This window comes from Pukyongiella litopenaei (genome assembly GCF_003008555.2).
Classification (GTDB): domain Bacteria; phylum Pseudomonadota; class Alphaproteobacteria; order Rhodobacterales; family Rhodobacteraceae; genus Pukyongiella; species Pukyongiella litopenaei.
This window is the reverse complement of record NZ_CP027665.1, coordinates 845,288-868,106: the sequence shown is the minus strand read 5'-3', so window position 1 is coordinate 868,106 and position 22,819 is coordinate 845,288. Positions and strand designations below refer to the sequence as shown.

General features: G+C 67.1%; 22 protein-coding genes. 13 read left to right on the top strand and 9 right to left on the bottom strand.

Going from position 1 to position 22,819, the window contains the following annotated elements; genetic code table 11:
- Nucleotides 1–4 precede the first annotated feature (4 nt).
- The 5 genes from C6Y53_RS04310 to C6Y53_RS04290 all read left to right on the top strand — a co-directional run bounded on the left by C6Y53_RS04310 (nucleotide 5) and on the right by C6Y53_RS04290 (nucleotide 6,382).
- On the top strand, nucleotides 5–1,768 hold the full coding sequence (locus C6Y53_RS04310) for a sensor histidine kinase (RefSeq protein WP_211299455.1): 1,764 nt from the start codon (nucleotides 5–7) through the stop codon (nucleotides 1,766–1,768).
- The gene (locus tag C6Y53_RS04305) at nucleotides 1,765–2,985 is read left to right on the top strand and encodes a sigma-54-dependent transcriptional regulator (protein WP_106471306.1); all 1,221 of its coding nucleotides are present in this window, start codon (nucleotides 1,765–1,767) and stop codon (nucleotides 2,983–2,985) included. Before C6Y53_RS04310 ends, C6Y53_RS04305 begins: the two co-directional genes overlap by 4 nt.
- Before the next feature lie 257 nt (nucleotides 2,986–3,242).
- Nucleotides 3,243–4,244: a DctP family TRAP transporter solute-binding subunit gene (locus C6Y53_RS04300; RefSeq protein WP_106471305.1), complete on the top strand. Its 1,002-nt coding sequence runs from the start codon at nucleotides 3,243–3,245 to the stop codon at nucleotides 4,242–4,244.
- Between the two features lie 96 nt (nucleotides 4,245–4,340).
- A complete protein-coding gene (locus C6Y53_RS04295) occupies nucleotides 4,341–5,018 on the top strand; it encodes a TRAP transporter small permease (RefSeq protein WP_106471304.1) in 678 nt (225 codons plus the stop codon).
- Nucleotides 5,018–6,382: a TRAP transporter large permease gene (locus tag C6Y53_RS04290; protein WP_106471303.1), complete on the top strand. Its 1,365-nt coding sequence runs from the start codon at nucleotides 5,018–5,020 to the stop codon at nucleotides 6,380–6,382. The genes C6Y53_RS04295 and C6Y53_RS04290 overlap by 1 nt, the downstream gene beginning before the upstream one ends.
- Before the next feature lie 35 nt (nucleotides 6,383–6,417).
- On the opposite strand, the gene tpiA is transcribed toward C6Y53_RS04290, so the two are convergent.
- From tpiA to C6Y53_RS04275, 3 genes are all read right to left on the bottom strand, one after another.
- A complete protein-coding gene (tpiA, locus tag C6Y53_RS04285; RefSeq protein ID WP_106471302.1) occupies nucleotides 6,418–7,179 on the bottom strand; it encodes a triose-phosphate isomerase in 762 nt (253 codons plus the stop codon).
- A gap of 87 nt (nucleotides 7,180–7,266) precedes the next feature.
- Nucleotides 7,267–7,632, bottom strand: a complete 366-nt coding sequence (locus tag C6Y53_RS04280; RefSeq protein WP_106471301.1) for a HesB/IscA family protein — start codon at nucleotides 7,630–7,632, stop codon at nucleotides 7,267–7,269.
- Between the two features lie 10 nt (nucleotides 7,633–7,642).
- Nucleotides 7,643–8,005, bottom strand: coding sequence for an SUF system Fe-S cluster assembly protein (locus C6Y53_RS04275; protein ID WP_106471300.1), 363 nt, complete (start codon nucleotides 8,003–8,005; stop codon nucleotides 7,643–7,645).
- A gap of 230 nt (nucleotides 8,006–8,235) precedes the next feature.
- On the opposite strand from C6Y53_RS04275, the gene C6Y53_RS20935 reads away from it, so the two are divergent.
- Both C6Y53_RS20935 and C6Y53_RS04260 read left to right on the top strand, forming a co-directional pair.
- Nucleotides 8,236–9,246, top strand: coding sequence for a hypothetical protein (locus C6Y53_RS20935; RefSeq protein ID WP_211299454.1), 1,011 nt, complete (start codon nucleotides 8,236–8,238; stop codon nucleotides 9,244–9,246).
- A 6-nt stretch (nucleotides 9,247–9,252) separates the two neighbouring features.
- A complete protein-coding gene (locus C6Y53_RS04260) occupies nucleotides 9,253–9,492 on the top strand; it encodes a hypothetical protein (protein WP_106471297.1) in 240 nt (79 codons plus the stop codon).
- 6 nt (nucleotides 9,493–9,498) lie between these two features.
- Here C6Y53_RS04260 and C6Y53_RS04255 read toward each other — a convergent pair whose 3' ends face one another.
- The 5 genes from C6Y53_RS04255 to C6Y53_RS04235 form a co-directional block, all read right to left on the bottom strand.
- Nucleotides 9,499–9,777 (bottom strand): NfeD family protein, encoded by a 279-nt coding sequence (locus tag C6Y53_RS04255; protein ID WP_106471296.1) that lies wholly within the window; start codon nucleotides 9,775–9,777, stop codon nucleotides 9,499–9,501.
- The gene (locus tag C6Y53_RS04250) at nucleotides 9,774–10,667 is read right to left on the bottom strand and encodes an SPFH domain-containing protein (protein WP_106471295.1); all 894 of its coding nucleotides are present in this window, start codon (nucleotides 10,665–10,667) and stop codon (nucleotides 9,774–9,776) included. Before C6Y53_RS04250 ends, C6Y53_RS04255 begins: the two co-directional genes overlap by 4 nt.
- Before the next feature lie 119 nt (nucleotides 10,668–10,786).
- A complete protein-coding gene (locus C6Y53_RS04245; RefSeq protein WP_106471294.1) occupies nucleotides 10,787–11,701 on the bottom strand; it encodes a cation diffusion facilitator family transporter in 915 nt (304 codons plus the stop codon).
- A 70-nt stretch (nucleotides 11,702–11,771) separates the two neighbouring features.
- Nucleotides 11,772–14,573, bottom strand: a complete 2,802-nt coding sequence (polA, locus tag C6Y53_RS04240; RefSeq protein ID WP_106471293.1) for a DNA polymerase I — start codon at nucleotides 14,571–14,573, stop codon at nucleotides 11,772–11,774.
- 120 nt (nucleotides 14,574–14,693) lie between these two features.
- Nucleotides 14,694–14,870, bottom strand: coding sequence for a zinc-finger domain-containing protein (locus C6Y53_RS04235; protein ID WP_106471292.1), 177 nt, complete (start codon nucleotides 14,868–14,870; stop codon nucleotides 14,694–14,696).
- Between the two features lie 173 nt (nucleotides 14,871–15,043).
- On the opposite strand from C6Y53_RS04235, the gene gpmI reads away from it, so the two are divergent.
- Both gpmI and C6Y53_RS04225 read left to right on the top strand, forming a co-directional pair.
- The gene (gene gpmI, locus C6Y53_RS04230) at nucleotides 15,044–16,567 is read left to right on the top strand and encodes a 2,3-bisphosphoglycerate-independent phosphoglycerate mutase (RefSeq protein WP_106471291.1); all 1,524 of its coding nucleotides are present in this window, start codon (nucleotides 15,044–15,046) and stop codon (nucleotides 16,565–16,567) included.
- A 142-nt stretch (nucleotides 16,568–16,709) separates the two neighbouring features.
- Nucleotides 16,710–18,050: a S41 family peptidase gene (locus C6Y53_RS04225; RefSeq protein WP_106471290.1), complete on the top strand. Its 1,341-nt coding sequence runs from the start codon at nucleotides 16,710–16,712 to the stop codon at nucleotides 18,048–18,050.
- Between the two features lie 127 nt (nucleotides 18,051–18,177).
- Here the strand turns inward: C6Y53_RS04225 and rpsD are convergent, their stop codons facing one another.
- On the bottom strand, nucleotides 18,178–18,798 hold the full coding sequence (rpsD, locus tag C6Y53_RS04220) for a 30S ribosomal protein S4 (protein ID WP_106471289.1): 621 nt from the start codon (nucleotides 18,796–18,798) through the stop codon (nucleotides 18,178–18,180).
- 260 nt (nucleotides 18,799–19,058) lie between these two features.
- On the opposite strand from rpsD, the gene dctP reads away from it, so the two are divergent.
- The 4 genes from dctP (at nucleotide 19,059) to C6Y53_RS04200 (ending at nucleotide 22,766) form a co-directional block, all read left to right on the top strand.
- The gene (gene dctP / locus C6Y53_RS04215; protein ID WP_211299453.1) at nucleotides 19,059–20,051 is read left to right on the top strand and encodes a TRAP transporter substrate-binding protein DctP; all 993 of its coding nucleotides are present in this window, start codon (nucleotides 19,059–19,061) and stop codon (nucleotides 20,049–20,051) included.
- A 67-nt stretch (nucleotides 20,052–20,118) separates the two neighbouring features.
- Nucleotides 20,119–20,616, top strand: a complete 498-nt coding sequence (locus C6Y53_RS04210) for a TRAP transporter small permease (protein ID WP_106471288.1) — start codon at nucleotides 20,119–20,121, stop codon at nucleotides 20,614–20,616.
- A complete protein-coding gene (locus C6Y53_RS04205) occupies nucleotides 20,613–21,887 on the top strand; it encodes a TRAP transporter large permease (protein WP_106471287.1) in 1,275 nt (424 codons plus the stop codon). Before C6Y53_RS04210 ends, C6Y53_RS04205 begins: the two co-directional genes overlap by 4 nt.
- A 9-nt stretch (nucleotides 21,888–21,896) precedes the next feature.
- The gene (locus C6Y53_RS04200; protein WP_106471286.1) at nucleotides 21,897–22,766 is read left to right on the top strand and encodes an isocitrate lyase/PEP mutase family protein; all 870 of its coding nucleotides are present in this window, start codon (nucleotides 21,897–21,899) and stop codon (nucleotides 22,764–22,766) included.
- Nucleotides 22,767–22,819 lie beyond the last annotated feature (53 nt).

The window sequence follows — 22,819 nt, the reverse complement described above, 5'->3', positions numbered from 1 at the left end:
CGGGATGAGCCACCCCCGTTTGCAACGCCACCTGATCGTGCCGGTGTTCCTGTTGGCGGTTGCCGCCCTGTCCGCCGTGGTCTGGCGATACGGGTATCTGCAGGCGCTGGGCCAGCTGTCGCGTCGCGGGGATTCGGATCTGGCATTGGCCAGCGACCGGCTGAGCGCGCAGTTGCAGGTCTATCGCGAACTGGCGGTGCTGATGGCGGATCACCCGGCCCTGTCCGGGCTGCGGATCACCGGAGAACTGGCCGGGGAACGAGACAAGGCGCGGGCGGTTCTGCTGGAGGTGGCCGACAAGACCGGTGCGCTCGACATCTTCTTTGCCGATGGTGCGGGCCGCGTGGTCGTGTCGTCGACCGGAAACAGCAACGGCCTCGCGGGGGACGACCCGGCCGTGCGCCGGGCGATGCAGGGGGCGCTGGGCAGCGACCACAGGTTCCGCGCCGGCGACAACCGCCGGATCTATACCCATGCCGCGCCGGTCTTTGCCGAAACCGGCAAGGTGCGCGGGGCGCTGGCCGTGGTGTCGGATGTCGAGCAGATCGAAACCGACTGGCGCGGCGACCGGCCGGCGGTGTTCTTCACCGATGATACGGGCGAGGTGTTTCTGACCAACCGATCCGAATTGCTGTTCTGGACCCGGCGCGGCGACGGGGTCGGTCTTGCCCCGCGCGACGGACCAGCGCCGTCCTTTGCCGCCGGTCAGACCGGCCCGCACGAGATCTGGCGCCTCGACTGGGGGCCGTATGTGCCGCGCCGCGCGCTGCACCTGGCGCGTGACCTGCCGGTGATCGGCCTGCGCGGCGAGGCGCTGGTCGATACCGCGCCGGCGCGGCGGCTGGCGGGCCTGCAGGCGGCGGCGGTGGCGGCGATCTGCCTGGCCTTCGGGGCGCTGTTGTTCCTGGCCATGGAACGCCGTCGTGCGCTGGCCGAGGCCAATTCCGAACTGGAACGCCGCGTGGCCCGGCGCACCAGCGCGCTGAGCGCGGCCAACACCGCCCTGCGCCGCGAGGTGGCCGAACGCGAAGAGGCCGAGGCCGCGCTGAAGCGCGCGCAGGATGACCTGGTGCAGGCGGGCAAGCTGTCGGCGCTCGGGCAGATGAGCGCCGGTATCAGTCACGAACTGAACCAGCCGCTGATGGCGATCCGGTCCTTTGCCGAAAACGGCGCGCTCTACCTGGAGCGCGGGCGCGGCGACAAGGCGGCGGACAACCTGTCGCGCATTTCCGACATGGTCCGGCGCATGGGGCGGATCATCCGCAACCTGCGCGCCTTTTCGCGGCAGGAAAGCGAACCGGCGGGCCGGGTCGACGTGGTGGCGGTGGTGGACAGCGCCATCGAACTGGCCGGCGCACGGCTGCGCCGTGACGGGATCGAATTGCGGTTCGAGCGCCCGTCCGCGCCGATCTGGGTGCGCGGCGGCGAGGTGCGGCTGGGCCAGGTCTTTGTCAACCTGATCGCCAATGCCGCCGATGCCATGACCGGCGCCCGGGTGCGGCGGCTGGACATCTCGATCACCCCTGCGCCCGGTCCCGCCGTGCGGTTTAGGGACAGCGGGCCGGGGCTGGATGCGCCGGACAAGGTGTTCGAACCCTTCTACAGCACCAAGGAGGTCGGCGCCTCCGAGGGCATGGGGCTGGGCCTGTCGATATCCTACGGGATCATCCAGAGCTTTGGCGGGGACATCCGCGGCGGCAATGCGCCGGGTGGCGGGGCCGAGTTTACCGTGCGGCTGGAACCCTGGGTCGAGGAGGTGGCCGCATGACCGCACCGCCGGTTCTGCTGGTCGACGATGACGCAGCCGTGCGCGAGGCGCTGGCGCAGACGCTGGAACTGGCGGATCTGCGCCCGATCCCGGCGGGCAGTTTCGTGGCGGCCAAGGATCACATCACCCGCGATTTCGAAGGGGTGATCCTGTCGGACATGCGGATGCCCGGCCGCGACGGGTTCCACCTGCTGGCCTATTCCCGCGAGATCGACGCCGACCTGCCGGTGGTGCTGCTGACCGGCGAAGGCGACATACCGATGGCGGTTTCGGCCATGGACCGGGGCGCGTTCGATTTTCTGGAAAAACCCTGCGCGCCGGACGATCTGCTGGCGGTGCTGGGCCGGGCGCTGGCGGCGCGGAAATCGGTGCTGTCCGCGCGCGCGGAACATGCGCGTTCGGAAACCGGCGACCCGGCGGCGCGGCTGATCTTCGGCACCTCCGACCGGGCCGAGGCGATCCGCGCGCGGGTGCGGCTGCTGGCGCGGACCGAGGCCGAGGTGCTGATATCCGGCCCGCCGGGCAGCGGCGTGTCCAAGGTTGCCGAGGTGATCCATCTGTGTTCGCCGCGCGCGCGCGGGCCGTTCGAGAAACGCGCGGCCGACGGGCTCGACCGGGGGGCGCTGGACGCCGCGTTGCAACTGGCCGGCGGCGGCACGCTCTATCTCGACGAGATCACCCGGATGCCCGCCGACACCCAGTTCGCGCTTGTCGGGCTGCTCGAATCCGGCACGGCGGCGCGGGTGATGGCCGGGTCCACCGCCGATCTGGATGCCGCCGCGATCAACGCCGATCTCTATTATCGCCTGCACGGGCTGGAGGTGCGTATCCCCTCGCTGGCCGAGCGGCCCGAGGATATTCCGGTGATGTTTCGCCGCTATGTGGCGCAGGCCAGCGAACAGGCCGGGCTGACCCCGCCCGAGATCACGCCGGAATACCTAGCGGCGCTGATGGCGCAGGACTGGCCCGGCAATGCACGATCGCTGATGTCGGCGGCGATGCGGTTCGTTCTGGGCATGCCCGAAGAGGCGACGCAGGCGGCCGGGCTGGGACTGGCCGAACAGATGGCACGGGTGGAGCGGTCCTTGCTCGCCGCGGCGCTGGGCCGCTACAATGGCCGTGCCGCCGAAGCGGCCAGGGCGCTGAAACTGCCGCGCAAGACCTTCTACGACAAGCTGGCAAAGCACGGGATCCGGCCCGATTCGTTCCGGCGCTGAAACTGTGCGGTTTTCCGCACAAACCCGCCCCCGGCTGTGCGATAATCCGCACGGGCGCCGGGCGCGGTGCTGCGCGGATCTGCGGGAAACCCGGCATAGGGTTCTGAAAAACCGTGAAAAATGACGCGGTCCGCGTTGCGACAAGCTGACCGTTGAGTGGTGGCGGGTGATTCGGTTCACTGCCGCCACCGCGTCGGGAAACGGCGCCGCCGGGCATGAGGGAGCCCGCACAAGATCGCTTACCTAGGGAGAGACCCATGAAATTCCTGACCACCGCCGCCACCGCGCTGGCGCTTTCCGTTACCGCCTCCGCCGGTTTCGCCGCCTGCGACGATGGCGAGATCGTCGTCAAGTTCGCGCATGTGACCAACACCGACAAGCACCCCAAGGGCATTGCCGCCGCGTTGCTGGAAAGCCGCGTCAACGACGAGATGAACGGCAAGATGTGCATCGAGGTCTATCCGAACTCGACGCTCTACAACGACGACAAGGTGCTCGAGGCGATGTTGCAGGGCGACGTGCAGCTGGCCGCGCCGTCGCTGTCCAAGTTCGAGAAATTCACCAAGCAGTTCCGCCTGTTCGACCTGCCCTTCATGTTCAAGAACATCGAGGCCGTGGATGCGTTCCAGGCTTCGGATGCCGGGCAGGCGATGAAGGACAGCATGCAGCGCCGGGGGCTGCAGGGGCTGGCGTTCTGGCATAACGGCATGAAACAGATGTCGGCCAACAAGCCGCTGATCTCGCCCTCGGATGCCAACGGGCTGAAATTCCGCGTGCAGTCCTCCGACGTGCTGGTGGCGCAGATGGAAGCCATCGGCGGCAGCCCGCAGAAGATGGCGTTTTCAGAGGTTTACGGCGCGTTGCAGCAGGGCGTGGTGGACGGGCAGGAAAACACCTGGTCCAACATTTACGGCAAGAAGTTCTTCGAGGTGCAGGACGGCATCACCGAGACGAACCACGGCATCATCGACTACCTGGTGGTGACCAGCGTGGACTGGCTCGACAGTCTCGACGCCGAAACGCGTGACCAGTTCCTGACCATTCTTGCCGAGGTGACCGAGGCGCGGAACAAGGAATCCCATTCGGTGAACCAGTCGGCGCGCCAGGCCATTCTCGACGCCGGCGGCACGATCCGCGAACTGGATGCCGATCAGCGCCAGGCCTGGGTCGATACCATGAAACCGGTCTGGGACCAGTTCGCCGGCGATGTCGGCCAGGACAAGATCGACGCCGCCCAGTCGATCAACGCCGGCATGTAACGCGGGCCAGGGCCGTGCCGCCGATGCGGCGCGGCCACCGGCGGGCCGGGGCGCGGCCCGCCGCCTCTTCCTTTTCTTCCAGACGGGGGGATCGCCATGTCGGGTGGGACAACCGCCGCGACCGGATGGGTCGACAGGGTCGAGGAGACCGCGATCGCGGTGATCCTCGGTCTGATGACCGCGATCACGTTTGCCAATGTCGTGGCCCGGTTCGTGTTCAATTCCAACATTCTCTGGGCGCTGGAACTGACCGTGTTCCTGTTCGCCTGGCTGGTGTTGCTGGGCGCGTCCTACGCGGTCAGGAAACACGCGCATCTGGGGGTGGATGCGATCCTGAACATACTCGCCCCCGGACCCCGCCGCCTGCTGGCGCTGGTTTCCGTGGCCATGTGCCTGCTGTTTTCGCTGCTGATGCTCAAGGGCGCCTATGACTACTGGGCGGTGTTCGCCGACCTGCCGCCGACCTCGGGCCGCTGGTTCCCCACCGGGTTCGACACCGGCGCGCGCAGCCAGAGCTTCTACGAGGTCGACGACATCCCGATGTGGGGTGTGCTGCGGTTTCTCGAGGGCGCGATCAACTATGGCGAGGCCTATGAGAAACTGCCCAAAGTGGTGCCCTACGCGGTGTTGCCGCTGTCGATGGTGCTGCTGGTGCTGCGGTTCGCGCAGGTGGCGGTCCAGATCTGGCGCGGCGAGGTCGACCGGATCGTCGCCAGCCACGAGGTCGAGGACGAAGCCCGGGATGCCCGGGCCCGGCAGGGAGAGCATGGCTGATGGACGTGGTGCTTCTCTTTGCCATGGTGATCGGCCTGCTGCTGATCGGGGTGCCGATCGCCGTTGCGCTGGGGCTGTCATCGACCATCTTCCTGCTGCTCTATTCGGACAGTTCGCTGGCCTCGGTCGCAAGCACGCTGTTCGAGGCGTTCGAAGGCCATTTCACGCTGCTGGCGATCCCGTTCTTTATTCTCGCATCGAGCTTCATGACCACCGGCGGGGTGGCGCGGCGGATCATCCGGTTCTCCATCGCCTGCGTCGGGCACCTACCGGGCGGCCTCGCCATTGCCGGGGTGTTTGCCTGCATGCTGTTCGCGGCGCTGTCGGGGTCGAGCCCGGCCACCGTGGTGGCCATCGGCTCCATCGTCATCGCCGGGATGCGGCAGGTGGGATATTCGCGCGACTTCGCCGCTGGCGTGATCTGCAACGCGGGGACGCTGGGCATCCTGATCCCGCCCTCGATCGTGATGGTGGTCTACGCGGCCGCGGTCGAGGTGTCGGTGGGCCGGATGTTCCTGGCCGGTGTGATACCGGGGGTCCTGGCCGGGCTGATGCTGATGGTCACGATCTATGTCATGGCCAAGGTCAGGAACCTGCCCAAGGGCGACTGGCTGGGCTGGGGTGAGGTCATCACCTCGGCGCGCGAGGCGGGCTGGGGCCTGTTCCTGATCGTGATCATCCTGGGCGGCATCTATGGCGGCATCTTCACGCCCACCGAGGCCGCGGCGGTGGCGGCGGTCTATGCGTTTCTCATCGCCAGCTTTGTCTATCGCGACATGGGGCCGCTGGCGGATGGCAATGGCAGCCTGTTCAGCAGGCCCTGGGCGCTGGTCACCGCCTTTTTCCACGCCGACACGAAACACACGCTGTTCGAGGCCGGCAAGCTGACCGTCACGCTGCTCTTCGTGATCGCCAACGCGCTGATCCTGAAACATGTGCTGACCGACGAACAGGTGCCGCAGCACATCGCGGGCGCAATGTTGTCGGCCGGGTTCGGGCCGGTGATGTTTCTGGTCGTGGTCAACGTGATCCTGCTGATCGGCGGGCAGTTCATGGAGCCGTCGGGCCTGCTGGTGATCGTGGCGCCGCTGGTGTTCCCCATCGCCATGGAACTGGGGATCGATCCGATCCACCTGGGTATCATCATGGTCGTGAACATGGAAATCGGGATGATCACCCCGCCGGTCGGCCTGAACCTCTTTGTCACCTCCGGCGTGGCGGGGATGCCGATGATGGGCGTGGTGCGCGCCGCGCTGCCGTTCCTCGCGGTGCTGTTCGTGTTCCTGATCATGGTGACCTATATTCCGTGGCTGTCCACGGTCCTGCCCAACACCTTCATGGGGCCGGAGATCATCACCAACTAGGGCCGGTGCCCGTCACCCGATGGGCGCCGTCCCGGTCACGGGTGTGCCCGGGAGGCGGCCAGCGCGGCGACGATGGGGGCGAAATCGGCGGCCTTGAGGCTCGCGCCGCCGACCAGTGCGCCGTCGACGTCTCCCACGGCAAAGATCTCGCCGGCATTCGCGGGCTTGACCGATCCGCCATAGAGCAGCCGCACCGCCGCGCCGGTCTGCATCCCGAACCGGTCCGTCAATTGCGCCCGGATGAAGCCGTGAACCTCGCCGATCTGCGCCAGCGTCGGCACCTTGCCGGTTCCGATCGCCCAGACCGGTTCATAGGCGATCACGAGCGTGGCGCCGGTGACCGCATCGGGCACCGACCCGGCCAGTTGCGCGCCGATCACCGCGAGCGTGTCGCCCGCATCGCGCTGTGCCAGGGTTTCACCGACGCAGACGATGGCGGTCAGCCCGGCCGCGATCGCCGCCTGCGCCTTGAGACGCACCTGCGCGTCGGTCTCGCCGTGGTCGGCGCGGCGCTCGGAATGGCCGAGGATCACATGGGAGGCGCCGGTATCCGCCAGCATCGCGGCGCTGACATCGCCAGTATGGGCGCCGCTGGCGGCGGCGTGGCAATCCTGTCCGCCGATGGCGATGGCCGACCCCTGCGCCGCCCGGGCCGCCCGATGCAGCAGCGTGGCGGGCGGGCAGATCAGCACGTCGCAGCCGGGGGTGCCGATGGTCTGCGCCAGCGCCTCAAGTTCCGCCAGCGCCGCGCCGGTGCCGTTCATCTTCCAGTTGCCTGCCGCCAGTTTCCGCCGCATGTCACGCTCCTGCTTGCCGTTCGCGAACAGGTAGCATCGGCGCCGGACGGGGGCAATCTTGGCCGCAATCTTGGCCGCAACCGGCGCTCAGGACGGTTTCTCGGCCGGTTCGTTGAACTTGATCGATTCGCCGCAGCCGCAGGCTTCGGCCACGTTGGGGTTGTTGAACCGGAACCCCGATTCCAGCAGCCCGGTTTCATAGTCGATCTCGGTGCCGAACAGGAACATCTGCGCCATCGGCGCGATCAGCACCCGGGCGCCGTCCTGTTCCACCACCTCGTCATTGGGATCCATGTCGGTGACATAGTCCATGGTGTATTCCATGCCCGCGCAGCCGCCTTTCTTGACGCCGATGCGCAGGCCCGAATGGCCCTCGCGGTCCATCAGCCTGACGATCTGCGCCGCCGCGCGGGGCGTCAGGGTCACGGCCTGCTTGCCTGGAATGCCGAACATGCTGCTTTCCCTACATGAACCCGAGTTCGAGCCGGGCCTCGTCGGACATCATTTCCATGCCCCAGGGCGGTTCCCAGGTCAGGTCCACATCCACCTGCTTGATACCGGGGATGGGTTCGATCGCGTCGGCCAGCCAGCCCGGCATCTCGCCCGCGACCGGACATCCCGGCGCGGTCAGGGTCATCACCACGCGCACCTCGTTCTCGGACGAGATGTCGATGGTATAGACCAGTCCGAGTTCGTAGATATTGACCGGGATCTCCGGGTCATAGACGGTGCGGCAGGCTTCGACCACCTGTTCATAGAGCGGGTGGTCAGTGCTTGACGGCGCAATCAGCGGCGCACCTTCCAGCGGTTCGGGGGCATGAGTCATCGGGGCCTCGGCTCTGTTCCTGACCGATTATATAGGAAAGCCGGGGCGGGGCGTCCAGTGCGGCGCAGCATCGCGGCCCCGGTCATGCGTGCCCAGGCCGATCAAAGACACGCCGCCCGATTGCGGCACATCCCGGCCCGGCGCGGGTGTGCGGCCCGCCACGGCTTCGCCTTGAAATTGATGCGGTGCCGCGATTTTGTTAGACTTCGATCTGCGAGGGTGAGGATGGGATGAAACAATTCTTCGGTGACTGGATGCGCGGCGCCTGCGTGTTTGCCTTCGCGCTCTGCTGGGCCTTGGCGGTCTCTGCCGAGATGGCACCCGACGAGGATGACGAGGACCAGGTCGAGCCGGGCGCAGCGCAGGTGCCTGTGCCTGACCCTGTGCCTGCGCCGACGCCTGTGCCTGACCCTGTGCCTGCGCCGACGCCTGTGCCTGCGCCGGATGTGCCCGTGTCGTCTTCGACGGCGTCCGGCGGTTCCGGCTTCAGCTCCTCGTTTGGTGTCGATGGTGGTGGCGGCGGCGGCAGCAGCCCAAGTAGCGGCGGGCGCGGCGTTCTCGGCGGCATGATCGGGATTGGCGGGATGTCGTCCGTGGCCCCCGATGCGGCGGGCGGTGGCCGGGCCTCGCGCATTTTTGCCGGGCCGGGCATGTTCCCGCCCGATCATTTTGCCGCCTATGCGATCATTGCCTTCAAATCCCGCCCGCTGGCGGGCGACCGCGACCGGTTCAAGGCGATCTGCATGGGCTATGTCGCCGCGATCCTGCTGCCGCGCGAGATCGACATTCCGCTGGACCAGCAACTGGTGACGGTCTGGCCGATGGACCATGATCCGTCGGCGGTACGGGCGATGGAAGACCATGACGAAACCGCCTGCGACAGGGCGGTGGACGGCTATGGGCTGGCCGCGTCGCTGCAGGCGCTGCGCGATGCGCGCAATGCGCTGGAACGCGAGGACATCGAACTTATGAACCGCAACGAGGGACCGTTCGTCCTGGCCTGGAGCCCGACCCGGATGAAGGGGGACGAAAACGCCCTGATCCTGCGGATGGACCTGTCCGGCGTGGTCACCGCCGCCCATGCCCGCGAAAGGTTCGAGGCGTGGCGGGACGAGGTCGAGGCGCGCCAGGATCTGTGGATCGACGGCTGGCACGAGGAACGCCTTTCGGATGTCATCGGCAGCTGGGCCGACCGCTGGGGCGGCAAGGTTCTCGGTTTCATCGGCGGCAGGAAAGGCTAGGCGGGGATGAACTGGTTTTCCTACGGCGCCTGGGGCGCGATCGGCCTGATCGCCGGGCTGGCGCTGGTCACCTATGCCAAGCCGGATACGACCGAAGGGGTCGGCCTGCTGTTGCTGATCTGCCTTGCGGTCAGCCTGGTCGTTCGTGGCCTGTGGGGCTGGGTCCGGCAGAAACGTGCCGCGCCGGAGAGCGAAGAGAATGAGGACGATGCGGAACCGGACGACAAGGACGACGAAAACGCCTGACCGGGATCACCCGTTGATGTCGTCGTGAAACCGTTTGACCTGCCCCTTGGGCAGCGCAAATATCCGGCGCAGGACCAGCCACGCCACCAGCGACAGCACCGCGAAGATCAGCAGCAGCGCCGGCAGGCCGAGGGTCAGCCCGGTGTTCAGCAGCAGCAGCGATACCGCCAGCGCGCCGATGGCAAAGCCGAGGAACACGAAACCGGGCACCAGCATCTCGAGTATGCCCAGGATCAGCGCGGCAGCCCCCCAGGCCCACCAGAGTGACCAGATCGGGTCGCTCATCCGCGGCCCCCTTTCAGCATCCGGAACGCATCGCCAAAAGCTTCGAGCGCGTTGGCGGGCAGGATCACGGTCTGCTTGCCTTCGCCGGCCCCCAGCGCGTTCAGCGCCTCGACCTGTTTCAGGGCGACCTGGTATTGCGCCGCCTCCAGCCCGTTATCCTTGATCGCCTGGGCGACCACGCCGGTGGCATAGGCCTCGGCATCGGCCTGGATGCGCCGCGCCTTGGCGGTCTGTTCGGCGGCGTAGAGTTCGCCATCCGCGGCCAGTTCGACGGCGCGCTTGCGCCCCTCGGCCTCGGTCACCTGGGCGCGGCGGGCGCGTTCGGCGTTGAGCTGCTGCAGCATCGCATCGCGGGTGGCCTGGTCGAGATTCACGTCGAGGATCTCGGCGCGCGTGACCTCGATCCCCCAGTTGTCCACGGCATCCTCGACGCTGGACTTGATGGTGTCGATCAGCTGCGCCCGGTTGGCCTGCACGTCGTCGAGGTCCATCTTGCCGATCTCGGCCCGCACGATCCCGGCCACCGTGGTCGAGATGGCCGCATCCACGTCGCGGATCCGGTAGACGGTCTTTTCCGGTTCGATGATCCGGTAGAAGACCGACGAATCCACCTGCACCAGCACGTTGTCGCGGGTGATCGCGTCCTGGCTGGCGGTGGGCAGCTGGCGCTCCAGGATGGAAATCTGGTGCGCCACCACGTCGAGCAACGGCACGATGAAGTTGATGCCGGGGCTGAGCACCGAATGCAGTCGTCCGAACCGTTCGACCACATGCTTTTCCGATTGCGGCACGATCCGGATGCCCTTGACGACGATGATCACCAGCAGGATCGCTCCGAGGATGTAGAGCAGATTGGCCGAAATCAGGTCGAGTATCAGTTCCTCGGTCATCGGGTGTGATCCCTGTTGGATGCTACAATATCTAGAAGGTGGGGGCAGGGTTGGCGCAAGTCAATGATGCTGTCCGGGTAACGGCGCCGCGACAGCCGGCCGATCCCTGCACAGGCGGGTCAGGGCGCGGGCCGGGGCCCGGGGTCCCAGACATCCTTGTGTATCGTGACATCCGCGTTCGGATAGGTGGCGAGGATGCGGCGGCGCAGGTCGGCGCCGATGTCATGGGCCTCGAGCAGGGGCTGGGCGCCGTCCAGTTCGACATGCAGCACGACGAAGATCCGCGAACCGGCCATCCGGGTTCTGAGGTCATGGAAATCGCGCACGCCGGGATGGTCGCGCGCGAGCCGGGCAATGGCGGCCTCGACCGCGTCTGGGGCCTTGCGGTCCATCAGGGCGTCGACCGCGCGTTTGCCGATGCGAAGCGCGCCAGCGGATATCAGCACGGCTGCAAAGACGGCAACCAGCGTGTCGATGACGTAGATCCCGAAATGCCGCGCTGCGATGAGCGACACGATGGCGCCGATATTTGGGATCAGGTCGCCCAGGTAATGCAGGCTGTCCGCCGCCACGATGCGGTTGTCGGTGCGCCGCGCGACCCAGCGCTGGAACAGGACCAGCGCCAGCGTCAGCGCCACGGACAAACCCATCACCGCGAGCCCGAGCGTTTCCGCGCGCAGCGGCGGCGGGGGCCCGCCGGTCAGCCGCTGGACAGCGGCGACGCCGATGGCGGCACCCGATGCCAGAATGACCACCGCCTGCCCGAGAGCGGCGAGATCCTCGGCCGAGCTGTGGCCGAACGCGTGGTCGGCATCGGGCGGACGGGCCGCATAGAGGATCGCGACAAGGGCGGTGAGCGAGACGAGGAGATCCATCGCGCTGTCGGCGGCCGACGCGGCGATGGCGAGCGATCCGGTCGCCGCAAAGGCCGACAGCTTGGCCAGCACAAGCAGGCCGGCCACCCCGACCGAGGCCATGCCGGCCTTTCTGTCGAGGCGTCGTCTTTCGGCCTGATCCACGGCAGCCTCTCTCATGTCGGTCCTGTCCTGCAACCGGTCGGGAAGTTGGCGCTTGGCGACTTCGCGCCGGGTCAGCAATCGGCGCTCAGTGCGCTTCGGCCCAGTTCGACCCCTTGCCCGCGTCCACGGTCAGTTTCACATCGAGCTTTACCGCCGGATCGGCGGCGCCTTCCATCGTCCTGCGCGCGGCGGCGATGGTGGCATCGACCGCGTCCCCGGCGACCTCGAACAGCAATTCGTCATGCACCTGCAGCAGCATCCGGGCGGGCAGCCCGTCGATGGCGTCAGGCATCCGGATCATCGCGCGGCGGATCACGTCGGCCGCGGTGCCCTGGATCGGCGCGTTGATCGCCGCGCGGCGTGCGAACCCGGCATGGGGGCCCTTGGCATTGATCTCGGGCGTATGGATCCTGCGCCCGAACAGCGTCTGCACATAGCCGTGTTCCTTGGCAAAGGCGATGGTGTCGTCCATGTAGGTGCGGATGCCGGGGAAGCGTTCGAAATAGCGGTCGATGAAGCCCTGCGCCTCGGCCCGCGGGATGCGCAGGTTGCGCGCCAGTCCGAAACCCGAAATCCCGTAGATCACCCCGAAATTGATCGCCTTGGCGCGGCGGCGCACCTCGGGCGTCATTTCCTCCAGCGGCACATCGAACATTTCCGATGCGGTCATGGCGTGAATGTCCTGCCCGTCGGCAAAGGCCGCCTTCAGCGCGTCGATCCCGGCGATATGGGCAAGGATGCGCAGCTCGATCTGCGAATAGTCCAGCGACAGCAGCACGTTGCCCGGCTCGGCCACGAAGGCCTCGCGGATGCGGCGGCCTTCCTCGGTGCGCACGGGAATGTTCTGCAGGTTCGGATCGGTCGAGGCCAGCCGTCCGGTATTTGCCCCGGTGATCGAATAGGAGGTATGAACGCGCCCGGTTTCGGCGTTGATATGGGTCTGCAAGGCGTCGGTATAGGTCGATTTCAGCTTTTGCAGCTGCCGGTAATCCAGCACGCGGGCGGCAAATTCGTGTTCGGTGGCGAGGTCTTCGAGCACGTTGGCCGGGGTGGACCACTGGCCCGTCTTCGTCTTTTTTCCGCCCTCCAGCCCCATGTCCTCGAACAGCACCGCGCCGACCTGCGCCGGGGATTGCACGTTGAAGTCGCGCCCGGCCATGTCGTGCAGGTCGGCCTCGAGCCCGGCCATTTTCTGTGCAAAGGCGTTGGACATGCGCGAAAGCGTGTCGCGGTCCACCTTGATGCCGTGCATCTCCATCTGCGCCAGCACCGGGATCAGCGGCCGTTCCAGCGTTTCATAGACGGTGGTCACCCCGGCGCGATGCAGCTGCGGTTTGAAGGTTTCCCACAGCCGCAGGGTGATATCCGCGTCCTCGGCCGCATAGCGGGTGGCATCGTCCACCGCGACGCGATCGAAGGTGATGGCCGATTTGCCGGACCCCAGCAGCGGCTTGATCGGGATCGGCCTGTGGTCGAGATAGGTGTCGGACAGGAAATCCATCCCGTGGCCATGTTCGCCGCCATGCATCGCGTAGGACATCAGCATGGTGTCATCGACCGGGGCCACGTCGATGCCATGGCGGGCAAGGATCTTGGCATCGTATTTCATGTTCTGCCCGATCTTCAGGATCGCGTCGTCCTCGAGCACCGGTTTCAGCAGCGCCAGCGCCTCGTCCAGCGGCATCTGCCCTTCCGCCAGCTGGTCCGAGCCGAACAGGTCGTCGGTCGCGCCCGCCTTGTGGGTCAGCGGGATGTAGCAGGCCGACCCGGCATCGACACAGAGCGAGATCCCGACCAGTCCGGCCACCATTTCGTCCAGCCCGGTGGTTTCGGTGTCGACCGCGACCCGGCCACGGTCGCGGATGCGGTCGATCCAGCCCCGCAGGGCGTCGGCATCGTGGACGCATTCATAGGCGGCGGCGTCAAAGGGCGGCTGTTCGGGCGGCGTTTCGGCGGTTTCCTGCGCCGGTTTTTCGGCGATCACCGGCGGGTCGATGCCCAGCTGGTCGGCGATCCGCCGGGTCAGGGTGCGGAACTCCATCTCGGCGAGAAAGGCCATCAGCCGGTCGGGGTCCGGGTCGCGCAGTTCGAGATCGTCCAGCGTGAAATCGAGCGGGGTATCGCGGTCGAGCTGCACCAGCTTCCGCGACAGCTCGATCTGGTCGCGCTTTTCGGTCAGCGTCTGGCGTCGCTTGGGTTGCTTGATCTCGCCGGCCCGCTCCAGCAGCGTGTCGAGATCGCCATATTCGTTGATCAGCAGCGCAGCGGTCTTGATCCCGATCCCCGGCGCGCCGGGCACGTTGTCCACGCTGTCCCCGGCCAGCGCCTGCACATCCACCACCCGTTCGGGGAAGACGCCGAATTTCTCGAACACGCCGTCGCGGTCGATGCGCCGGTTCTTCATCGCGTCGAGCATCTCGACCCCGTCGCCGACCAGCTGCATCAGGTCCTTGTCGGAACTGACGATGGTGACCCGCCCGCCGGCGTCGCGCGCCTGCACCGCCAGCGTCGCGATGATGTCGTCGGCCTCGTAGCCCTCGATTTCCTTGCAGGCGATGTTGAATGCCTCGGTCGCGGCCCGGGTCAGGGGGATCTGCGGGCGCAGGTCCTCGGGCATCGCCTCGCGGTTGGCCTTGTAGAGATCGTAGAGATCGTTGCGGAACGTGTGCGATCCCTTGTCGAAGATCACCGCCAGGTGGGTCGGCGCATCGGCGCCGTGATTGTCGGTGACATAGCGTTGCAGCATGTTGCAGAACCCCGACACCGCGCCGATCGGCAGGCCGTCGGATTTCCGGGTCAGGGGCGGCAGCGCGTGGTAGGCGCGAAAGATGAAGGCCGATCCGTCGATCAGGTGCAGGTGGCAGCCCTTGCCGAATGTGCTGGTCATGTCATGCCTTTCCTCGTCGCCCGCATCCTTGTGCCATGCGCGCAGGCGCCGGGCCAGAGCCTAGCGCGACCCGCGGGCAACCCGCCCGGCCGGACCAGGCCGGACCGCGAGGGCGGCGGGTCAGGCCTTTGCGTGGTCGCTATGGATGTATTTGCAGTCGCAATAGGGGCATTCGACCCAGCCGTGTTCCTGCGGGATCTGCAGCCACACGCGCGGATGACCCAGAGCCCCCTCGCCGCCGTCGCAGGCGATGCGGTAGCTGTCGACGATCTTGGTTTCCGGCGCTTCGATGGTCATCGCATGACGGTCCTTCTGGCTGCGGCCCCGTTGGCGGGCAGGGGCGTGAACTGCGGGTGTTTATGCGCAAAGGCCGGGGCGAGAACAAGGGGCAGGTGGCATTGCAGATCGCGGTTTCCCCCATCCGGATCTGGGGCTAGAAACCGGCAAGCCGTGCAGAAAGGAATTTGCCCATGACCGCGCCCGGACCCGTCGTCCTGTGTATCCTCGATGGCTGGGGGCTGTCCGACCGGCCCGACGCCAACGCGCCGCATCTGGCGAAGACGCCGAATTTCGATGCGATAATGGCCGGATGCCCCCATGCGACGCTCGTGACGCACGGGCCTGACGTGGGATTGCCGGCGGGGCAGATGGGAAATTCCGAGGTCGGCCACACCAATATCGGCGCGGGCCGGGTGGTGGCGATGGACCTGGGGCAGATCGACCTTGCCATCGAGGACGGCAGCTTTGCCGACCGCGCGGCACTGCGCGAATTCGTCGCGACGTTGCAGCGCACCGGCGGCACCGCGCATCTGATGGGGCTGGTGTCCGAAGGCGGGGTCCACGCGCAGCTGAGCCACATGATCGCGGCCGCCGGCATCATCGCCGGGGCCGGGGTGCCGGTGGCCCTGCACGCGATCACTGACGGCCGCGACGTGGCGCCGACCTCGGCGCCGGGCTATGTCGACAGGCTGCTGGTGGAACTGCCGCAGGGCGTGCGGGTGGCGACCGTGACCGGGCGCTTTTTTGCCATGGACCGCGACAACCGGTGGGACCGGGTGGCGCGGGCCTATCGCTGCATGGTGCGGGGCGAGGGGCAGGTCGCGCCGGATGCGCGGGCCGCCTTGGCCGCCGCCGGTGATCGCGGCGAAACGGATGAATTCCTCGCGCCCACGGTGATCGGCGACTATGCCGGGATGCAGGAACGCGACGGGCTGTTCTGCCTGAATTTCCGCGCCGACCGCGCCCGCGAGATCCTCGCCGCGATCGGCCAGCCGGATTTCGACGGCTTCGATACCGGTCCGCGCCCCGATCTCGCCGCGCGGCTGGGCATGGTTGAATACTCCGAGGGCCACACTGCCTATATGGCCACGGTGTTCCCGCCGCGGAATATCGTCAACACGCTGGGCGCCTGGGTGGCGAAACACGGGCTGCGCCAGTTCCGGCTGGCCGAGACCGAGAAATACCCGCATGTCACCTTTTTCCTCAACGGCGGCAAGGAAGACCCGGAACCGGGCGAAGACCGGTTCATGCCGAAATCGCCCGCCGTGGCCACCTATGACCTGCAGCCCGAGATGTCCGCGCCCGAGGTCACCGACCGGTTCGTCGCGGCGATCGGGGCGGGCTATGACCTGATCGTGACCAATTACGCCAATCCCGACATGGTCGGCCACACCGGCGACCTGCAGGCGGCGATGCGCGCCTGCGAAGCGGTGGATGCCGGGCTGGGCCGGGTATGCGCGGCGCTGCGGGAGGCCGGGGGCGCGATGATCGTCACCGCCGATCACGGCAATTGCGAGATGATGGTGGACCCGGATACCGGCGGGCCGCATACCGCGCATACGACCAACCCGGTGCCGGTGATCCTCGTCGGCGGTCCCGATGGCGCCACGCTGCGCAACGGGCGGCTGGCCGACCTGGCGCCGAGCCTGCTGGACCTGATGGGCCTCGAACAGCCCGCCGAGATGACCGGCCGCAGCCTGATCCGGCATTCGTGACCGGTCGCGGGGGCGAATTTCCCTCACCTGTCGGTGATCGCCCTTTCATTGCCGGTCCGGACAGGGTCTATATATGCAAACGGGATATCGCCGGACCCGCGCATGACCCGCGGTCCGGCCAGACAAGGATGGATGGTCAGCGATGAGGAAATTCGTTTTGGCCGCGCTGGGCGGCACCGCCGCGGGCGTGATTGCCGCAACCCAGGTGGCCGGGCCGCTGCTGGCCGAGGAAGCCGCCTCGAAGGCGGATGTGTATGAGCAGCTCGATTTGTTCGGGGATATCTTCGAACGCATCCGATCGGAATATGTCGAGGACGTGGACGCGGGCGAGCTGATCGAATCGGCGATCGACGGGATGCTGACATCGCTCGACCCGCATTCGTCCTACCTGTCGCCCGACGATGCCGAACAGATGCGGGTGCAGACCCGTGGCGAATTCGGCGGGCTGGGCATCGAGGTCACGCAGGAGGAGGGTTTCGTCAAGGTGGTGTCGCCGATCGACGGCACGCCCGCCGACGAGGCCGGGATCGAGGCCGGCGATTTCATCACCCATGTGGATGGCGAGAGCATGCTGGGGCTGACGCTGGACAAGGCGGTCGAGATGATGCGCGGGCCGGTCGGCTCCGAGATCGTCATCACCGTGGTGCGCGAGGGCGAAACCGAACCTTTCGACGTGACCATCGTGCGCGATACCATCAAGCTGACCGCCGTGCGCACCCGCACCGAGGGCGAGGCGGTGATCCTGCGTGTCACCACCTTCAACGACCAGACCATGGCCAATCTCGAGGCCGGGCTGAAGGAGCAGGTCGAGGAAGCCGGCGGCATCGACAAGATCGACGGCATCGTGCTGGACCTGCGCAACAATCCCGGCGGGCTGCTGAACCAGGCGATCCAGGTGTCGGACGCGTTCCTGGACGAGGGCGAGATCGTGTCGACCCGCGGCCGCGATCCCGAGGACGGCGAACGCTTCAACGCCACGCAGGGCGACCTGTCCGAGGGCAAGCCGATCGTGGTGCTGATCAATGGCGGTTCGGCATCGGCATCGGAGATCGTCGCCGGCGCGTTGCAGGATCACCGCCGCGCGATCGTGGTGGGCACCAAGAGCTTTGGCAAGGGGTCGGTGCAGACGGTCATGCCGCTGCGGGGTGACGGCGCGATGCGGCTGACCACGGCGCGTTATTACACCCCGTCGGGCCGGTCGATCCAGGCGCTGGGCGTCAGCCCGGACATCATCGTCGAACAGCCCCGCCGTGCCCCGGACACCGCGGCCGAGGAGGAGGAAGCCCAGGCGGCGCGCACAAGGTCCGAGGCCGATCTGCGCGGGCGTCTGAACAATGACAGCCTGAGCGAGGACGAGATCCGGCAGATCGAAGAGGACCGCGCCAAGGCCGAGGCCGCCGCGGAACGGCGCGAGCAGGATTACCAGCTGGCCTATGCCATCGACATCCTCAAGGGGCTGGCGGCGCTGGGTCCGGGCGACTGACGCGCCGCCCGCCAGGCTGGCCGGGACATTCCGGCCGGCCATGTTCCGCGACACCGGACGCGCAACGAAAAACCCCCGCCGGGCCGGCGGGGGTTTCTTTCGTTCGGAAGATCCGGATGAACCGGGATCAGTTCTTGGCGTAGAATTCGACCACCAGGTTCGGTTCCATCATCACCGGGTAGGGCACGTCGCCCAGGGCGGGGGTGCGCACGAAGGTGGCGGTCATCTTGGAATGGTCGGCGTCGATGTAGTCGGGCACGTCGCGTTCGGGCAGGCCGACGGCCTCGAGCACCACGGCGAGCTGCTTGGACTTGTCGCGCACCTCGATGATGTCGCCTTCCTTGACGCGGTAGGAGGGGATGTTCACCCGGCGGCCGTTCACCTTGACATGGCCGTGGTTCACGAACTGGCGCGCGGCAAACACGGTCGGCACGAACTTGGCGCGGTAGACCACGGCGTCGAGGCGGCGTTCCAGCAGGCCGATCAGGTTTTCACCGGTGTCGCCCTTGACCCGCTCGGCCTCGGCGTAGATGCGGCGGAACTGTTTCTCGGTCAGGTCGCCGTAGTAGCCTTTCAGCTTCTGCTTGGCGCGCAGCTGCAGGCCGAAGTCGGACAGCTTGCCCTTGCGGCGCTGGCCGTGCTGGCCGGGGCCGTATTCGCGGCGGTTGACCGGGGATTTCGGGCGGCCCCAGATGTTTTCGCCCATCCGGCGGTCGATCTTGTACTTGGCAGAGGTGCGTTTGGTCACCGTCTGATCTCCTTCGATATGTGGCACGCTCGTCCGCCCGGCGGGCGACCTCGCTTGCGCTGTGAAGGGCGTTGTCCTCTTGGGTCTCCCCATGACAGGCATCCCCTCGCGGGGGCCACCAACACCAGTGAAGCGGCGCTTATAGCCGGGCGGGCGGCAGAGTCAACGGCGAATGCGGCAGGGGTTGGCCAAGGTCCGGATTGGGGCTTGTCATGCCAACCGCAATCGCCATTCTGACAGCACGACAACGGGAGGATAACATGAACAAGATCGTAACCGGGCTGCTGGCCGCCGGGGCGTTCTGCGTCGGCGCGATGAGCGCGCAGGCGGCGGATACCACCTTGCGGATTTCCCTGCAATTGCCGCTCAAGAGCCACCTGGGCCAGAACCTGGCGCTGTTCAAGGACGAGGTCGAGGCCGCCTCGGGCGGGGATATCGCGGTCGAGATCTACGATTCCGCGCAGCTCTACAAGGACAAGGAGGTTCCGCAGGCCGTCGGCTCGGGCGCGATCGAGATGGGGGTGGCGTCGCTGACCCGTTATGTCGGCGACATCCCGGCGGTGGATATCTTCTACCAGCCGTTCCTGTTCGACAGCGAAGAGAAGGTGCGCAAGGCGGTGGCGCCGGGATCGCCGGTGCGCGGGCCGATCGATGATGCGATCGCCGGGACCGGGTCGACCGTGCTCTGGTGGCAGGCCTATGGCGGTGCGATCATGCTGTCCAATGGCGGTCCGGTGGCCACGCCCGCCGACATGGAAGGCAAGAAGGTTCGCGTCTTCGGCAAGACCCTGGGCGATTTTGTCGAGGCCGCCGGCGGCGCGCCGACGATCATTTCGGGGTCGGAACAGTATCTCGCCTATCAGCGCGGCACCGTCGATATCGGCATGACCGGGGTGTCCGGCGTCCAGTCGCGGTCGCTGTGGGAGGTGATGGACACGATCACCGTTACCAACAACGCGGATATCGAATTCATCGTGGTGGCAAATACCGAGTTCTGGAACGGTTTGCCGCAGGAGCATCGCGACATCATCGCCGCCGCGGCGGCCAAGGCCGAGCAGACCGTGCGCGACGACATGGCGGCGATCGAGGCGCGGGCCTATGCGGCGGCCGAGGAAAACGGCATGACCATCTATCGCCCGACCGCGGAAGAGCTGCAGGCGTGGCGCGAGGTTTCGGCGCCGGTCTACGAGGCCTATCTCGCCAAGACCGGCGACATGGGCAAGGCGATGATGGACGCCGCACGCGGCTTCTGAGCCGGTATGTCCCGCCGCCCGGCACCGGGCGGCGGGACAGCGCCGGGTCACATGCGGGGCGGGTAGGATGCCATTGCTTGCAGCTGTCGAACGCGGGGCGGCCTGGGTCGCGGCCTGCCTGCTGGCCCTGACGGGCCTGTTCCTGACCTGGGAGGTGGTGGCGCGGTATTTCTTCAACGCCCCGACGATCTGGGCGGCGGAACTGAGCCAGCTCTGCCTGATCTGGGCCTGTCCGCTGGCGATGGCCTGGGTGCTGTCCAGCCGTCGCCACATCCGGGTCACGGCGCTGACCGCACAGGCGCCGCGCCGGTTGCGTGTGCTGCTCGAGATCTTCGCGCTGCTGGTGATCCTGGTCTTTGCGCTGGTGGTGGTCGTCCAGGGATACGGCATCTTCCAAGATAGCCTGATGCGCGGGCGCACCTCCGGGACGATGCTGGACCCGCCCGCCTGGATCCCCGAGGCGGCGATCCCCGCGGGTTTCGCATTGCTGGCATTGTCGTGCCTGGCCAACATCGTCCGGGCGCTGCGCGGGGACATTCCCGAGGACGGGGAGGTCATGGAATGACCATCGGCCTCATCCTGGCCTGCCTGTTCGGCCTGTTGCTGGCGGGCGTTCCGGTCGCTTTTGCGCTGGGGTCGCTGGGGCTGGCGATGCTGTGGCTGGGGGGATTTTCCCCGCTGATGGCGCCGCAGGCGATCCTGTCGACGCTGGACGGGTTCATCCTGCTCGCGGTGCCGCTGTTCCTGCTGATGTCCAACGTGCTGCTGAAGGGCGGGGTCGGGCGCGACCTGTTCGCCGCGGTGCAGGCCTGGGTCGGGCACTGGCCGGGCGGGCTGGCGGTGGCGACGATCCTGTCCTGCGGGATCTTCGCGGCGATCTCGGGCAGTTCGGTGGCCACGGCGGCAACGATCGGAACCGTGGCCGCGCCCGAGATGATCTCGCGCGGCTATGACCGGCGCTTCGTCTATGGCCTGCTGGCGGCGGGCGGCACGCTGGGCATCCTGATCCCGCCGTCGATCCCGTTGATCATCTACGGCTTCGTGACCGAGGAATCGGTGATCGCGCTGTTCCTGGCGGGGATCGGGCCGGGGCTGGGGCTGATCGCGCTGTTCATCGTCTATTCGGTGGTTTCGGCGCGGTTCTTCCAGTCTTACGCGCCGGTGCCCGCGATCGGCTGGCGCGACCGCTGGCGGGCCACCGGGCGCGCGCTGCCGTCGATGCTGCTGGCGCTGGTGATCCTCGGCGGCATCTATTCGGGGGCCTTCACCCCGACCGAGGCCGCCGCCATCGGGTTCACGCTGGCATTGCTGATCACCGGGGTGCTGTTGCGCACGCTCAGCCTGCGCGCGCTGTGGGAGGCCATCGTCGATTCGATGGCCACCACCGTGGCGATCCTGCTGATCATCGGCGGCGCCAAGATCTTTGGCAAGGCGATCACGCTCTACCGCATCCCGCAGGATATCTCGGCCCTGATCGCGGACCATATCGCCAACCCGCTGGGGCTGGTGCTGCTGGTGTCGCTGGTGCTGCTGATGATGGGGCTGGTGTTCGAGGCGCTGTCGATGGTGCTGATCATGACCCCGGTGCTGCTGCCGGCGGCGACGGGGATGGGGTTCGACCCGATCTGGTTCGGCATCTACATGGTGGTGATGGTCGAATGCGCGCTGATCACCCCGCCTGTGGGACTGAACCTCTATGTGATCCAGTCGGTCACCCGCGCCACCTTGTGGGACGTGTCCCGCGGCACCTTGCCGTTTCTGGCGCTGATGCTGGTGATGGTGGTGCTGCTCTACCTGTGGCCGGCGCTGGCGCTCTACATTCCCTTCAAGCTCTGAGGACATACGATGACCCGTTCCGCCCCCGACCGGTTGCGCGCCCTGCTGGCGCAGCCGGGACTGATCACCATGCCCTGCTGTTTCGACCCGCTGTCGGCCCGGCTGATCGAACAGGCCGGATTCCCGTTGACCTTCATGTCGGGGTTCGCGGCCTCGGCGGCGCGGCTGGGGATGCCCGATACCGGGCTGATGTCCTATGGCGAGGTGATCGACCAGGGGCGCAACATCTGTGCCGCGACCACGATCCCGGTGATCGGCGACGGCGATACCGGCTATGGCAACGCGCTGAACGTGAAACGCACGGTCCGGGGCTTTGCCCAGGCCGGGTTCGCGGCGGTGATGATCGAGGACCAGGTGGCGCCGAAACGCTGCGGCCATACCGCCGGCAAGGCGGTGGTGTCGCGGGACGAGGCCTGCGCGCGCATTCGCGCCGCCGCCGATGCCCGCGCCGAGGGCCACGACATCCTGATCCTCGCCCGCACCGATGCCCGCCACGATCACGGGCTGGACGAGGCCATTGCCCGCGCCGCCGCCTTTCGCGATCTCGGCGCCGATATCCTGTTCGTCGAGGCCCCGCGCAGCGAGGAGGAAATGATCCGCATCTGCGCCGAACTGGACGCGCCGGTGATGGCAAACATCGTCGAAGGCGGGCTGACCCCGGCGCTGCCGCCCGCGCGGCTCGGGGAAATCGGGTTTCGCATCGCGGCCTATCCGCTGACGCTGTTGTCGGCGGCCATGCAGGCGATGGTGCAGGCGCTCGACGCCTTCGGGGCGGGCAATCCCGCGGCCGCGACCCTGATGCCCTTTGACGAGATGAAGACCCGGATCGGGTTCGATGCCTATTTCGCCGAAGAGACCCGCTATGCGCAGGATCGCTGACGCCGGGAAGGGGAGCAAAAGTTTTGCCTGTTGAATAGTTCGCAAAATGAAGT